The organism is Vibrio agarivorans, assembly GCF_030409635.1.
GTDB lineage: Bacteria > Pseudomonadota > Gammaproteobacteria > Enterobacterales > Vibrionaceae > Vibrio > Vibrio agarivorans.
Genome location: NZ_JAUFQF010000001.1, coordinates 968,274 through 982,530 on the forward strand (window position 1 = coordinate 968,274; position 14,257 = coordinate 982,530).

10 protein-coding genes and 1 pseudogene are annotated in these 14,257 nt (G+C 45.4%); 3 read left to right on the top strand and 8 right to left on the bottom strand.

Features of this window, described 5'->3' with window-relative positions; translation table 11 throughout:
• Nucleotides 1–110: 110 nt before the first annotated feature.
• From hsdR to QWZ05_RS04245, 4 genes are all read right to left on the bottom strand, one after another.
• Nucleotides 111–3,683: a type I restriction-modification system endonuclease gene (gene hsdR, locus QWZ05_RS04230; RefSeq protein WP_290296743.1), complete on the bottom strand. Its 3,573-nt coding sequence runs from the start codon at nucleotides 3,681–3,683 to the stop codon at nucleotides 111–113.
• 252 nt (nucleotides 3,684–3,935) lie between these two features.
• On the bottom strand, nucleotides 3,936–5,852 hold the full coding sequence (locus QWZ05_RS04235; protein ID WP_290296745.1) for a metallophosphoesterase: 1,917 nt from the start codon (nucleotides 5,850–5,852) through the stop codon (nucleotides 3,936–3,938).
• 86 nt (nucleotides 5,853–5,938) lie between these two features.
• Nucleotides 5,939–6,169, bottom strand: coding sequence for a hypothetical protein (locus QWZ05_RS04240; RefSeq protein ID WP_264876630.1), 231 nt, complete (start codon nucleotides 6,167–6,169; stop codon nucleotides 5,939–5,941).
• A gap of 137 nt (nucleotides 6,170–6,306) precedes the next feature.
• Nucleotides 6,307–7,899, bottom strand: coding sequence for a DUF4145 domain-containing protein (locus QWZ05_RS04245; RefSeq protein WP_290296747.1), 1,593 nt, complete (start codon nucleotides 7,897–7,899; stop codon nucleotides 6,307–6,309).
• 151 nt (nucleotides 7,900–8,050) lie between these two features.
• Between QWZ05_RS04245 and QWZ05_RS04250 the strand changes: the two genes are divergently transcribed.
• Together QWZ05_RS04250 and QWZ05_RS04255 are read left to right on the top strand one after the other, a co-directional pair.
• Nucleotides 8,051–9,061, top strand: coding sequence for a helix-turn-helix transcriptional regulator (locus QWZ05_RS04250; RefSeq protein WP_290296749.1), 1,011 nt, complete (start codon nucleotides 8,051–8,053; stop codon nucleotides 9,059–9,061).
• Between the two features lie 233 nt (nucleotides 9,062–9,294).
• Nucleotides 9,295–10,116, top strand: a complete 822-nt coding sequence (locus QWZ05_RS04255; protein WP_264876633.1) for a phosphate ABC transporter substrate-binding protein — start codon at nucleotides 9,295–9,297, stop codon at nucleotides 10,114–10,116.
• Nucleotides 10,117–10,215: 99 nt separating this feature from the next.
• On the opposite strand, the pseudogene QWZ05_RS04260 reads toward QWZ05_RS04255, so the two are convergent.
• A pseudogene (locus tag QWZ05_RS04260) lies at nucleotides 10,216–10,830 on the bottom strand (zinc-binding dehydrogenase); the annotation flags it as partial.
• A gap of 153 nt (nucleotides 10,831–10,983) precedes the next feature.
• Between QWZ05_RS04260 and QWZ05_RS22290 the strand changes: the two are divergent.
• Nucleotides 10,984–11,220, top strand: a complete 237-nt coding sequence (locus tag QWZ05_RS22290) for a hypothetical protein (protein ID WP_307726631.1) — start codon at nucleotides 10,984–10,986, stop codon at nucleotides 11,218–11,220.
• 137 nt (nucleotides 11,221–11,357) lie between these two features.
• Here QWZ05_RS22290 and QWZ05_RS04270 read toward each other — a convergent pair whose 3' ends face one another.
• The 3 genes from QWZ05_RS04270 to QWZ05_RS04280 form a co-directional block, all read right to left on the bottom strand.
• The gene (locus QWZ05_RS04270; protein WP_290296753.1) at nucleotides 11,358–12,164 is read right to left on the bottom strand and encodes an endonuclease/exonuclease/phosphatase family protein; all 807 of its coding nucleotides are present in this window, start codon (nucleotides 12,162–12,164) and stop codon (nucleotides 11,358–11,360) included.
• Nucleotides 12,165–12,262: 98 nt separating this feature from the next.
• Entirely contained in the window at nucleotides 12,263–13,891 is a 1,629-nt protein-coding gene (locus QWZ05_RS04275; RefSeq protein ID WP_290296755.1) for a PTS transporter subunit IIBC, read from the bottom strand.
• Nucleotides 13,884–14,189, bottom strand: a complete 306-nt coding sequence (locus QWZ05_RS04280) for an alpha-amylase family glycosyl hydrolase (protein ID WP_290296757.1) — start codon at nucleotides 14,187–14,189, stop codon at nucleotides 13,884–13,886. Before QWZ05_RS04280 ends, QWZ05_RS04275 begins: the two co-directional genes overlap by 8 nt.
• Between the last annotated feature and the right edge of the window lie 68 nt (nucleotides 14,190–14,257).

Here is a 14,257-nt window from a genome sequence, read left to right on the forward strand (position 1 = left end):
TTGCACTGGCGAATGAGCAAGGCGTGCTCTATTGCCAGTAAAACAAAGGGACTGGCTGAGCCAATCCCAAAAATTGCTCAAGTGCCTGCTCGTTATCACCGTTCAAACGGTTACGCAGACTCACCCCAAGTGGCATCCACAAGGTCTTTCATGATCAGCTCTAGCTGACCATCCAGCTCTTTATCCGCTTGCGCCTTGCCGCCCTTGGTTCTTAGGGTGCCCACTTTAAACGATTCATCGTTTAATACCAGATCTTCTCGCATCTGATTAACGATACGCTTTAACCAACGATTTTGTGGTTTCGTCAGCTTATAACGCGCAGCGATGGTTTCTTGTGCGGTGGCGAGTCGTTCTTCAAACGGAATCAACGGGCTACCAATGGCGGCTTGGCGGATCAAACCGATGATACGCGCTGCCACATCCTCTTGCTTAGCGGCCTTGCGAGCTTGCAATAAGGTTTGTTCGTTAAACTGACGCGTTTCTAGCTTGGTCATGAGTGCCACCAGATCTGCCTTAGTGAGATCACGCGGGCGATTGACCACAATATCTAACGCCGATACTCGGTTTTGGTTTTCACGTATATAGCGCTCGAAGGCCGCCAAGTAGTCTTCTGGCTGCTCATACTCGCCCCAGTTTTGCGTCACAGTGACCTCACCGACATCGCCTGCATAGATAAGCGGCGCACGTTCACCAAAGTTGATCGCTTGACGCATGGCAGGTTCACGGTTAAGAATCCACGGGTTGTCTTTGAGTGCCTTCGCTGCGGCTTGTGGCCCCAACTGGTGCAGGTGCTTAGGCAGTTGCACCGCCCCTTCTAACTCTGGGAAGTTATCTTTCACCAAGGCATCTAGCTGGTTCATCTCTGCCGCTACACCCTCTTTTTCAAGCTTAAGCTTATCGGCTTTCTTCAAAGTACGGCTCAGTTTGAGGGTAAGCGCATCCAACGAGTGCTGTGCAAAACTGTTGCCATCGTCTTGGATCGTTTGATTGGCATCTGGGCTTGCCATCTCTTCGACCAGTTGCTCCATAGACACACTTGGCCGTGTCACCACTGGCTTCATGAGTTTGTCCGCACCGAGCTGCTCGATGGTCTTGGTGAGGTTGACGGCATCAAAGATACGGAAGGTTTGTTTGTTAATTTCATCACAGGTGCGCGTTGCACGGCCTTTCATCTGCTCATACAGAATGCGGCTCTTCACTTGACGCAGGAACACGAGGTTGCAAATAGAACGTACGTCGATACCCGTGGTTAATAGATCAACCGTCACTACGATGCTCGGCAAACGCTCTTTGCGGTAACGGGTGATCAAAGATTCGATCTGTTTGCTGTCACCGCTGGCAGATTTGCCTGTGATTTTGATGATGGCGTCATCCACTTCATCTCCTAACACGTCACGATAGGTTTCACGCAGCATGTTCACCACTTCATCGGCGTGCAGGTCGTTGACACAGAAAACCAGCGTTTTTTCTGGTTTGGTTGGGTCGATGTATTCTGGCAAGGCGTTACAAACTGCGCGGTTAAACTCTGGTACCAGCACTTTGCGGTTAAAACCTGAAATATCGATATCGAGATCTTCCGGTAACACGCCTTCAATGATCTCACCATCCACCAACTGTTCAACACTCTGCCCTTGAGCAAACTGTACGCCTTCGCGTGATAAATCAGTTTCAATGATGATCGGCGGCTCTTGGTCGACGAGTCGCCCATCAAGCACCGCTTGATGGAAGCGGTATTCATAAATCGGCTTACCAAAGATCTTCACGGTGTTGGTCGCAGGCGTTGCCGTTAAACCAATCTTCACCGCATCAAAATAGTCTAACACTTGACGGTATTTGGATTGGTATTCGGCTTGGTCACGGAACAGCATTTCAGCCTCAGTTTGCTCCGTATCTTCGTTGTAGCCTCGGTGTGCTTCATCAACAATAATACAGTCGTACATACCCGGAGTGAGTGGATTGTTCTCGCTTTGCAACATCAAAGACAGAGATTGCACCGTAGCGATTTGAATCCATGGCTTATCGCCCGCTTGGTCGGTCTTCTCTCCCAACTCATACAAGTTGTAGTGATCCGCTAACGGCATTTGGCGAATGCGGTACTCTTTAAATGAGTTGACCGCCTGAGTGCCTAGTGAGCGTCTATCCACCAAAAATAGGGCATTGCGGCAAAGGCCTGAGGTCAACAAACGGTACATAGTTGCGCCCGCAACACGGGTTTTACCTGTGCCTGTTGCCATCGCTACCAGCATGGTTTCTTTACCTGCTTCTAGCGCATCTTCAACCGCAATCACCGCCGCTTCTGACGGTTTGAACAGGTCGAGCTCTTTGCGAGAGTGCTCATCTAGCCATTTCAGCGCTTTGGCGCGATCTTTCGCCATTTTCGCTTTCAAATCTTGCGGCGAGTGGAACGCACTTAATACTCGTTGTTTTGTGCCATCAGCATTAGCAAACCAGATGCCACTTTGGCTTTTGACTTGCTGTAGGTAGTCTCGACCATTGGCGCTGTATATAAACGGAATGGATTTTAACTTATCTTCTTCACGCAATGTGCTGTTGGCAGCTTGATACGTTGGCGCTTCGTCTGCCACTTTGTTTAAGCTCAAGGTTTTACGCTTGGGTGTCGCCACAACGCCCTCGTCACCCACAACTGTGAGTTCATGCTCTTTGGCGTATTCTGTGTATGGGAAGTGCTGTGCGTAATCTTGTGCTTGTGGCAAGGCATCTTGCACGCTCAATGCTTTTTTCTTGGCTTCAACGATGGCGACGGGTTGCAGGTCGATATACAAGATGTAATCGGCTTTACGTTTGACGCCATCAGCATCAGAAACCCACTCTACTTCTGAGATCGCGAGGTTGTGCCCTTTCTGTGGACGTGTGCCTTTGCTGTGTTTGAGGTTTTCACTGTCGACTTCCCATCCTGCTTGACGCAACTGTTGATCGATGATGAAGCGCGTCTCTTGTTCTGTCAGTTCAAACTTGGCTTTTTTCAGCTTAGTCTCGAACTCAACGACTTGCTGTTGCTGTTCAGTTTCTGACAAGGCTTCGAACTCGGCATTTTGCTGAGCAATTTGTGCTTCAAGCGCCGCTATTCGATCCTGTGCTTGTTGTTCAGTTTCGCTTTGGCGGCTTTCTAGAATGGCGATGTAACCATTAAGGTCAACGATCTTATTCTGCTTGAGAGAAATCGCTTCTTCCGTTGTAGCCGCTTGATCACGAAAGGCTTTGAGCTCTTGTTTTAACGCAGCCAGTTCTTGTCGCTCTATGTTGGCACTTTGCGGCTCGGGAAGAATAAACTCAGGCTTCACCGCCATATGCTCGCCTGAGCGAAGCTTATAGAACCAGAAGGCTATGTGATGGGCCAATGCTAATGCGAGTTTCGCGTCGTTGAGGTCGTTATGGTTTTTGTGTGCCGCCTTGTTACCCAAGGTACGAATGCGATGGAAAGCGCTGATCAAATCATTGTTAATGAGTTTGCTATCACGTAAGGCGTTGATCAAATCAACCTGCTGTTCTGGCAAGGTTATCTTCATGCTTAGCGCGATAGTTTGCGCGCACATTTCTCCAAACAGACGAAGCTTAAACATCGTGATGTTCGGGTCTTGATGAAGATTTTGCTCAGCTGACAACAGAGCGTTATACATGTTTTGATCGATGCTACGAAGAAAATCAAAATTCGATTTGTTCACTGTTACTTCCCGCCGCGTGACATAGTGTTAAAGTCGTTGTTGTGAGTTGTGTTTATAACAATAACGATACGCTAACACAAGATTGTATTCCTGTAGGAATATTAACTATTACCAATACAATAAAGCTACATTTATGCTCGCAAATTTTAAAGCGTTTAAAGCTAATGTAGGTATCATTTCGCGACATCAGACGCTTTTTAGTTTTGCCAACCCTCACCTCTACAGAACTGACTACATACACTCTAGGTCTAACTAAAAAAAGCCAAATTGGTCAGCATCACGCCAGAATGTTACTACCTTGTCAGCAACGCGTGCACACGTGTAGCCTCTGTCTCTAACTTCCATCTGTATCAAATGGGTTTGCACTAAGGCAAGATAGCCCGCGACCGCGCTTTCATCTGCATGTTGCGCAAGGCGCATCACGTTTTCTTCATAGTCTGAATATTCATAGAGCATTTCTTCATCCGTTTCAGGACCGTCATAAACCCCGATTGGGTCCCAATCTTGCAGCAGCGCTTGTGAGACAAAATCACGAAACAATGCGTGCTCTATCACAGGGGGATAGGCGTTTAAGCCATTTTCTATGTGGCTATAAATTCCGCGACTGACTGAACTAGAAGACTCTGGTTTACCCTTAAAAAGGAAGTCTTGTTCATTTAAAATTGGCTCATCCTCTTCACGCTCGTCGTCTATCCATGTGCATAATGCTACAAGCGGCACACCTTGTTTCGCAGCACTGAAATCAACACAAGCTACATGGCGGCTCAATAGCGATGGGTATGAGCTTGGTGATAACGTATAGTGACCAATCACCGTAGGCACTGGAATTGGGCCGTCATATGATGGGTTATACTCGTCCATTGCACGACGTGGCAGTGGCAAATCGGGGATAAACGCTCGTTGGTCTTCACTGACAACAGCAAGGTCTCTGTAGGTGGAGGCGGTATCTTTCCACCACGCGATTCTGATGCTGTCGCGCTTGTGGCCATTGCGATCGATGAATGATTTTCCATCGGGTAGCTTGAGCTCTGGGCCTTTAAGCAACACTTCGATTATCTTAAATAACTCATGGCTTGGATCGAACGCGCAAGGCCAAAATTCCTCTTTGAGTGAGTTATCACTGTTGAGGTATGTTTTTAGCTTACTTATGCTTGGTTGGTGCCAGCAGGCGTGAATAGCGTTAAATGTCCCGAAGTTGGCAAACAAAGGCAACGATTTGAACCATTCTATCCAAGCGAGATGCTCCTCGCTCCCCTCTCCGACTTGAGTTAAAAAGCCTTGGTGCTGCTCGCGGTTTTTATCTGAATGTGGACGGCAATAGTCGCCGTTATTGTTCTTAAGCATCCAGCCAATCGCATTAAACTCGTGGTTACCAAGCAGACAGATCGCCCTCTTCTTAGCCACCAGATCTCGCACATAATTGAGCAAAGCTAGGTGATCGACTTCTTCATTAATGTCGTTATCGATAAGGTCCCCAACAAAAACAAGTAAAGGATCTTCTTGATCGTCCTCATTCCATCCAACTGTGGTTAAAAAGTCTTGCAACTTATTGTAGCAACCATGCACATCACCGATGAAAAGCTGTTCATTGCTATCAAAAGTTTGTCTGAATTGTATGCCCGCTTCCAAGTCTTGGGCTCGGCGCGTCAGTTCCGGTAGCATGTCGTCAAGCCACGTTGGCATATGGAAGGCTCCACCAGACATACCGCCTCGATTTAACCCCTCGATATAGAACACGATGTCAATATCGCTCGGTGGTTCAAGTTCACCATCACATTCAAACGTTCCTTCTACTTGATAGGTAGCCTGACCCTGTTCAAAGAGCGTTTTTACGAATTTAGTGAGCTTTTCTTCCGTATCTTCAGGTAAGGAGCCATCGTTATTGTGGTAGAACGTCAGATAGTCATCTATCGGAAACTGGTAGTGAGCATAATGGTTTTGGTGATAATAACTAATGTTGCCACTCTTTAGTTCTTGAAGCAGGCCATCAACAAATAGTTCTTGTAGTGTTGTGTTTATCCATGTCAGTAGTTCGGCAGCTGAATACTCAAACTCCTGCTCGGCTAAACGTTCGTTGAGAATGTCCCAAAAGGCAGAGTTGCCGCGTAGGCCATAGTTTCTTAACGGGTGAAAGAGGATATTGAGATGGTTTTGGGTAATTTTTGCCATGTTTGAGTGCTCGCTGTATCAATCGCTATCAATCGTCGTTTAATTCATTGGAGTTAGTCAGAGGGTCGAGTGATGTAGCCACTCAATTAAATATCCATCCAATAGAGCCACATGCCATAATCATCAAAATTCAGCGTTTGTTGCCCTTGAACTTCTGTCGTGATTTTACCGTCACTACTAATGGTTGTAGTGGAGGATGGCGAGTGGCGGATAACGATTTCGTCCTCGTCTTTAATCACTTTAAACCATCGCTGCTCTTCGGTTAAATAACTTACCACTCGCTCTTTTATACCTTGCGCTTTATTACTACCAGCCATTCATTCACCCTATTTATTTCTATTATATTGACTTACTTCATATTAACTTATTTTAAGTTGTTTTCTCTGTGTGATTTTTGAAAATAAAAGCCGCTTCACCAAGAAAATGACTAAGCCCACTTTATTTATGCTTAACTTCATTTACGCTTAGCTTTTTTCGCCAATTTACGTTTACGCTTGTTTTTTTCTTTCTCTGCCGCGTTCTTCTGCATTTTTCCTTGGCTCGTAAAGCCAATTTTCTTTAATACCGCTTTGCCTTGAGTGCTATTGATAAACTCGCGAGCCTCAGCGTGCCCCGCATCCGCTGCTTCCTTGAGCAAGGTTGGGATCGGCTTGGGCGTTTTAACGCTTTCTCGCTGTTTAAACTTCTCTGACGCTTGGCTCAAAGCATGCTTGACCATGGCATAGTTAATCTCAGCCGCTTCAAGTTCATTGCTTGTTTGACTGATCGCGCGGTGATAGATGTCGTTCATCAGGTCGTAATGTGCTGTGCTGACGGAAATTTGTTGAAATAAACGCAGCTCTACTTCTAGGTAGCTTGGTACGCAAGCATAGTTATCCGTCATCTGTGTGAGTACTTTTTCGACGTCAGACTCGGCATAAATGCTCAGGTCTACATAGGCTTTGAAGAAGCCAATCCCAGGGGCGCGTCTTGCCTGCCCTGCCACCAATGATGAGCGTAGTGCTTTTATAGTTTGCTCGTTTGGCGCTTGTTGGTGCTGTTCTAGCTTGCAATATGCATCTACGGTATAAGCCTCTTTTAGGCCGTGCTCTAGCGCCAAGTCTAGCCACTCTTGTTGTGCGTCGTGTTTATTAAATGCACGTTCTAACTGATATGAAAGCGCTGGGTGATGGCCTTTTTGTGCAGCTTGAGCAATGTACTCCTCACCCAGTTTACTCTCTTCTCGCACCGATAGATGTAAACCAAATTCATAAGCGGCCTCACCGTCTTCATCATTATTCAGTGCTTTTTTGAAGCAGTTTTTCGCATCTCGTGTCGCCTGCTCTTGAAGCAGTTTTTTTGAATAGCACTTGGCTAAGAGTAACCAGCTTTGCGGGTGCCCTTGACGGTGGGATTTCTCTAGCCAGTAACTCAGGTCTGCTTGCTTATCGAGGTACTGCTCTTTGTGCCACCAGCGTGATTTACCTTGCTGTTGGCTCATCTCATTAAGCTCGTTATAAAACGATGACGCTAGGTAGAAACTCGCCTCTTTTGAGCCTTTATGCGCATCACTGACAAAGGACGTCAGCTCGCATGACATTGGCTCTTGCCATGTGTAGGCACACTGCGTCGCGGTACCGAGAATCGTTTGCCCTAAATAGTGTGCTATCTCATAGAGGCTATTCATGTGTTGTTGCATACGAGCACGGGAAACCGTCATTTTTGCTATGTATGAACCGTTGACTTCCGTCATGTGAACCGAGCGGTTGCCGTCATGACGCAGAGTGTTCATCGCCTCAATCACCCACTCTTCTACTTCACCCGAGGCTTGCAGCATTTTGATTTTGTTGTTCAGGTCGCCATGCACAGGCGGGCGCAGTTTGAAGTGTTTGCCAAGTTCGTGGCAAGCCAATTCAACAAACAGACGAATCTTCGCCATGCTCGATTGTCGATCGGTGAAATAGTAACGCTCAGCGAGTGCCGCCTGGGCGTATAGCTCCTCTAACCCGTCTTGCAGAAAAGCGAAGTTATCGTGTTTGGTCTGTTCAAAATGAGTTTGAGGTTGCATAGTGCGGCTCCTATTGTCTGTCGATAGGCGCTATACTAAGCACATAGGCGACAATTAATGTCGCTACAATTCGTTTTATTCGACAATTAGCGATTTACTTATCGAGATTGCGATTGCGTCAGCCGAACTAATAGCAATAGCCGGAGTCAGTATGAGTGTGTCATTGCGACGATATAATAAGGTGCTGGAGTCGATTCCTTGCTATCCAGAGTCGGTCTCTAGCTTAGAGATCCGCCAACAGCTTTTGGCGTCTGAGTTATTGCCCATCAACACCGATGAAAAGAGCCAACTGCGCACCGTACAGCGCTGTATTAACCAAGTGGTAGCCGACAATAACAGTATTGAGATCAATGACGAATGTCGCCCCTATCGATACCAAATCGCACAGGGGCATCGTCACCCAGTGAAACCCGATGGAATGTCTTCAGTGGTTTCGCTACAAGTCATTGAGCAAGAGATTAAATCGATGCTGCCACCGACATTACGCTCAGATGTGGATGCGATTTTTTCTTCGCTCAAGCAACAAGACACCAAACAAACTCGGTTATGGAATGAACGGTTTTGTTACTTTCCTAACGAGCTACCGCTCATTGCTCCCAATGTTGGCACTGCCTATTTCAAACTCATTGAAGAAGCATTACTCAATAAAAAAGACCTGCACTTTTGCTATCAAAAACGTGGCGCGACGCAAGCCAAGAGCTACACCTCGACTCCGCTGGGCTTGTTTCTTTATGGCAATAGCTTCTATTTTGTTGGGTTAGTACCGGGCAGCGACAGTGATATTCGTACCTATGCCCTGCACCGCGTTCACAGCTTAAAATTGGGCTTTAGCAGTGTGCGTACACTGGCTAATTTTGATGTGCGCAAACACGTTCAGCGTTATGCGCGCCATTTTGCTGGCGGCGATAAGCTTTCTGTCACATTGAGAATTGAAAACTACAGCGGATTGCACTTGATTGAAGAGACGTTGCTGTCTGAAGACCAAGTGATTGTCTCCAACCAAGATGGCTTCACCACCATCACCGCCACCGTGCGCGACAGCCACACGCTTGAATGGTGGTTGATGAAACATGCCAATATCGTTGAGGTGATTGCGCCCTCGACGTTGAGGGAGAAGATTGTTGAGATGATTAGGGCGAGTGTGCGGTTGTATGGGGTTTAAAAGAGTCGAGGAGTCTTATATTGGGTTAATTGACTTTGTTCTTATTGACTACTGCAAAACTTTGATGAGCTAACCTGAAACCAAAATATGCTTTGTCATTGTTGTTATTTCTCAATCGCTCAAAAAATTTGATTCAAATCAACAACGATTAGACTAATTTCTTCTGTCTTAATTTCGTCATACTTCTAAGTTACGGTTACATTCAGTTACAAACAACAACATATGGAAATGACATGAAGAAAACATTTTTTGGCGCTCTCGTTGCGATCTCATCAATCACATTTACAGGCGCTTCACTTGCTCAAGATACTATTTCAGCGGTAGGCTCTAGCTCTGTTACACCTCTAATGGAAGTATTTGGTGAGGTGTATTCAAAAGCGCACCCAGAGATTTTCGTTGAAGTTCAAGGACCAGGTTCAAGTGCGGGCGTAAGAGCAGCTAAATCAAATACGGCTGATTTAGGTATGGCGTCTCGTGAGCTGAAAGACTCTGAAAAAGAGCCTGAGCTGAAAACGAAAGTTATTGCTCGCGATGGTATCGCAGTGGTTGTAAACCCAAATAATGAAGTTACTGAACTCACTTCCGACCAAATCCAACAGATCTACAAGGGTGAGATTAAAAACTGGAAAGATGTGGGCGGCGCAGACAAGCCAATCGTAGCCATCACTCGTGATACTGCATCTGGTACGCGTGGTGCATTTGAAGACATCATGAGCCTAAAACAGAAAATTAACGGCCAAAAAGTATCTGCTATTTCACAACACGCTCAAGTGGCGAATGGTAATGGTGCTCTAAAAACTTCTGTTGCTTCAAATCCATACGCTATTGGTTACATCTCTTTAGGTACGGTTGATCAATCGGTTAAAGCACTGACAGTGGATAACACAGCGCCAACTATCAGCAACGTTAAAAACGGCAGCTACAAAGTCGCGCGTCCGTTCTTAGTGATGTACAAAGGTCAGCCAAACGCTCGCACTAACGAGTTCCTTCAATGGATGGAAAGTAAAGAAGCTCAACAAATCGTCGACGATAAAGGCTATATTTCTATTCACTAATCGTTAGCTTTCATCACGACACTTTTCATGAACGATAAGACAAAGAGGCTGTAAGGCCTCTTTGTCTTATCGACTTGTCTCTAAGCACGGTTCTAACAATTAATATTTAATCGCTAGTTTGCCAATAGAGGCACTGCTTTCTATGCGTTGGTGAGCTTCTTTTAACGTCGCTACATTAAAGCCATTTAATGTTGTGGTTAACGTCGACTTAATTCGGCCTGAATCAATTAGGTTGGCGACTTGAAATAAGATATCTTGCTGGGTCTTTATATCATCGGTATTAAACAGTGAGCGCGTAAACATCAACTCCCAAATAAAGCCCACTGACTTACCTTGCAATGCCGATAAATCGACCCCTCCATCAAACTCGACGATCGAACTGATCATGCCTTGCGGAGCAATCAGCTCTACCATTGAGTCCCAGTGACCTTTTGTGTCTGCAACATTGAAGATGTAGTCCACAAACTGAATACCTTGCCCTCTGACAGACTCTACAAGGTTTCGGTGATTAACCACGTGATCTGCGCCCATGTTTCTGACCCATTGCTCTGTTTCTGGTCTTGATGCGGTAGCAATAACAGTGAGGTTCGTCAGTTGCTTTGCTAATTGAACCGCGATTGATCCAACACCACCAGCGCCACCGATGATCAGTATCGACTTTCTCTCTTCAGGACGAATTCTCAAGCGCTCAAACAAAGCTTCCCAAGCAGTCAACAGCAAACCTTTGGGCACCAACACAGCCTGGTGGAAGCCTATTTGGCCTTCAGTTTAGTAACCCTGTGAATACAAATGTTGTTTACGATGGTGATGCTGAAAAATATGGTACTAAGGAGGATTTACTGATCGGACATCGTGTCGGTGGTGTAAATGTCTTTGGTGGTGGTCTTGCTCTCTACGATAAAGATGGAGAGATATTGGGTGCCATCGGTGTCAGTGGTGACACGTCATGCACTCAAGCTCGATTATGTTCCTGGCGGAGTTTCAGAGACTGGCGACGACAATATTATCTACTCTGAAGGGCATGGGTTTGGGCATGTATCCTGCGGAAATGGCGAAGCGGAAATCGCAATGAAGCTTCCAGAAATGTATCCAATCTCAAAATAGAGCCTAGCGCGCTTAAGCAATCGGGTTCAGAGTCAATTTCATCAAATTGGCTCTGAACCCTTATTGGTTTTCTTACCTTCTCACTTAGCCACTATGCAGTATTGGAATCAATGTAAACTGCGATGACTTCATAAACGTTAAGAAAGCTCTACTTCCGCCAACACCCCAAAGTGATCCGATACGACCGGATAAAAATCGTTATTATAAATCACCTGATGCTGCTTTACTGCTACCGATTGATTACTCAGGATCAAATCAATACGTAACGCCTGACTATTTTGTTCCCAACCATCGATATTCTTGATTACGGTGATGCCGCTATCTTTCTTTTGTGCGACTTCAAAACAATCAATTAGGCCGCGCTGCAATAGATAATCATAACCTTCATTGCGTATGTAGCTTGGGTTATTGAAGTCACCTAATAGAAAGCTATTTCCTTTTGGAAGTTTTGCAGCGATTCGATCGAACTGTTCCTTAAATGGATTCTCTGAGTCATTCCACCAGCCACAATGACAATTAAAGAGATCAACTTCACCTTGTTGAGAAGCGACTTTAATACGTACTGCACGCCTATGCTTCCAGTAGCTAACGTCATAGTTATCGGTTAAATCAATGACCTCATGCTCAATAATCGGCAGTCGCGTCAAAAAGGAGAGCCCTTCTTGATAGACTTCATAACTTTGGTGAACAAAATCCCACGTAAGTTGGTACTGATAACCGTATTCCATGAGTTTTTGCTGCAACAAATAACCATAGTTATCCGCTAACACAGGATGATTACTCGATATTTTGGCATCAATGGCTGGGCTATCTTGGTGTTGATTAACCTCTTGCAGGGCAATCACATCACAGTCTTGTTCGATAATGGCTTGCGCTACTATATCCAGCTTTTCTAGTTGTTTATCTTCTTGCCAGCTATGGGTATTTAGCGTCATTAGTTTCATTTATTATTCGCTCATTTACTATTTAGAGATAAAACGCAGCATGAATGCTGCGTTTATCGATATTGTTCTTTGTTAGTCAATCTAACAGAGAGAACGAATTACGCTGGTTGCGCTGAATATCTATCAATTAACTTAGATTTAATTCTATCTACTCCAGGGCCATAAATAACCTGTACGCCCTGCTCTTTAATTACAGCGCCAAGTGCACCCGTTGGTTTCCATAGTGAATATTCAGCCACCAATGCAGGGTCATTAACGGTAATACGTAGACGAGTCATACAAGCATCGATCTCAGCAATATTGCTGCGGCCGCCTAGATTTTGAATGATGATGTCAAGCTTCTCATCTTCCGACATGCCCTCTGAACTTTCGTCTAGGTAGTTACCCTTACGACCCGGAGTTGGCAGATGGAACTTCACAATGAGCACGCGGAACAGCGTGTAGTTAACTACAAAGAAAACAATACACACCAGTGCGAAACGAATTAAATCACCGCCAATGCCCGCTGAAACCATCATTGGGATACGAGTAAGTAACTCAATTAAACCAAAGGAATGTATACGCAGGTCCATCACATCCACTAATGCAAAAGCAACACCAGTTAACAGCGCATGAGCAATATACAAGACAGGAGAAATAAACATGAACATGAATTCAATCGGTTCAGTCACGCCGGTCAACAAGACTGCAAGACACGCTGACAAAAACATGGGTTTATATTGCTTCAGCTTATCTTTATCAACACAGTGGTACATCGCAAGGCCAATACCAATCAATGATGATGCTGCGATAATAACCTGACCCGCTTTAAAACGTGCAGGGTGAACAGTATCCAGTAGATGCTGATAAGTTGCTGGATCGCTCAGTTTAAGGTTGTTCAAATCACTTACCCAAGCAAGCCACAATGGATCTTGACCATAAACACTTGTGCCTGCATTCGCGCCTGTTAGAAGCTCATAAGCACCACCCAACTCGGTATAGTTCATTGGAATGGTTAGAGTGTGATGCAAACCAAACGGCAGTAGTAGACGCTCTAATGTACCGTATAGGAACGGAGCCACGATAGGCGCAGTGTCTTTAGAGGTTGCAATCCATTGACCAAAGTCATTGAGTGCACCTTGGATTAAAGGCCATACAATCGACAAAATGAGAGCAATGATTACCGAGTAGTAAATCACAACAAAAGGTACAAAACGCTTGCCATTGAAGAAGGCTAATGCCTCAGGTAGGCGAGCGAAATCGTAATAACGGTTGTATAAGTTGGCACCTAGATAGCCAGACATAATACCGATGAACACACCCATATTGAGCGCCGGTGCGCCTAAAATATTGGTAAAGAATTGGGATACAGGGAGTTCAGTGCCAAACAAGCTCATCACAATCGCATCAGGATCAGCGAGCATAGCGTTATCTACGCCCAATATAACCCCAGTGATACGGTTAATCAGTATGAAGGCGATAAGCGCGGCAAATGCGCCACCCGCACGCTCTTTTGCCCACGAGCCACCAATAGCGACAGCAAACAAAAGGTGAAGGTTAACAATGATGCCCCAACCGATGTTTTCCATAATGGCGCCAAGGGTTTCTACGGCTCCAACACCACCGGCATACATTGCGACAACTTTACCTAGCGATATCATTATACCCGCTGCAGGCATCACCGCGATTACAACGATTAGGGATTTCCCAAATCGTTGCCAAAAATCAAACGACAGTAACTTACTCACAAATAACTCCTCGATTTAAAAACTGGCGGACGTTTTTTAACGCCTTGCCATAAATACTATTTAGTGCGTCCTTACAACCATTACGCCAAACATACTTAAAGCTATCATTGTTCTCTTGAGACTTGATGAACCAGGGGTGCTCATCGTTAGCGTGATTGTTCACTGAGTCCATGATAGTGCGAATGTCACCATTAGCGCTTTGGTTTGTATCATTAAAACTACGGGGATAGATTTGGTGGTCGGTTGCTTTCTTCCACCACGCGAGTGGCTTTGAGCGCATATTATTGGTGCGAGTCATTTATGCTGCTGTGCCACTTCATGTGTTATCGTTAACACAAGAGGTTAAATGGAATTTATTTTGACTCA

Bases quoted from the DNA above. Each gene is read 5' to 3' on its own strand.
- QWZ05_RS04235 (WP_290296745.1), bottom strand. From the start codon at position 5,852: ATGGCAAAAATTACCCAAAACCATCTCAATATCCTCTTTCACCCGTTA.
- QWZ05_RS04240 (WP_264876630.1), bottom strand. From the start codon at position 6,169: ATGGCTGGTAGTAATAAAGCGCAAGGTATAAAAGAGCGAGTGGTAAGT.
- QWZ05_RS04245 (WP_290296747.1), bottom strand. From the start codon at position 7,899: ATGCAACCTCAAACTCATTTTGAACAGACCAAACACGATAACTTCGCT.
- QWZ05_RS04250 (WP_290296749.1), top strand. From the start codon at position 8,051: ATGAGTGTGTCATTGCGACGATATAATAAGGTGCTGGAGTCGATTCCT.
- QWZ05_RS04255 (WP_264876633.1), top strand. From the start codon at position 9,295: ATGAAGAAAACATTTTTTGGCGCTCTCGTTGCGATCTCATCAATCACA.
- QWZ05_RS22290 (WP_307726631.1), top strand. From the start codon at position 10,984: ATGTCTTTGGTGGTGGTCTTGCTCTCTACGATAAAGATGGAGAGATAT.
- QWZ05_RS04270 (WP_290296753.1), bottom strand. From the start codon at position 12,164: ATGAAACTAATGACGCTAAATACCCATAGCTGGCAAGAAGATAAACAA.
- QWZ05_RS04280 (WP_290296757.1), bottom strand. From the start codon at position 14,189: ATGACTCGCACCAATAATATGCGCTCAAAGCCACTCGCGTGGTGGAAG.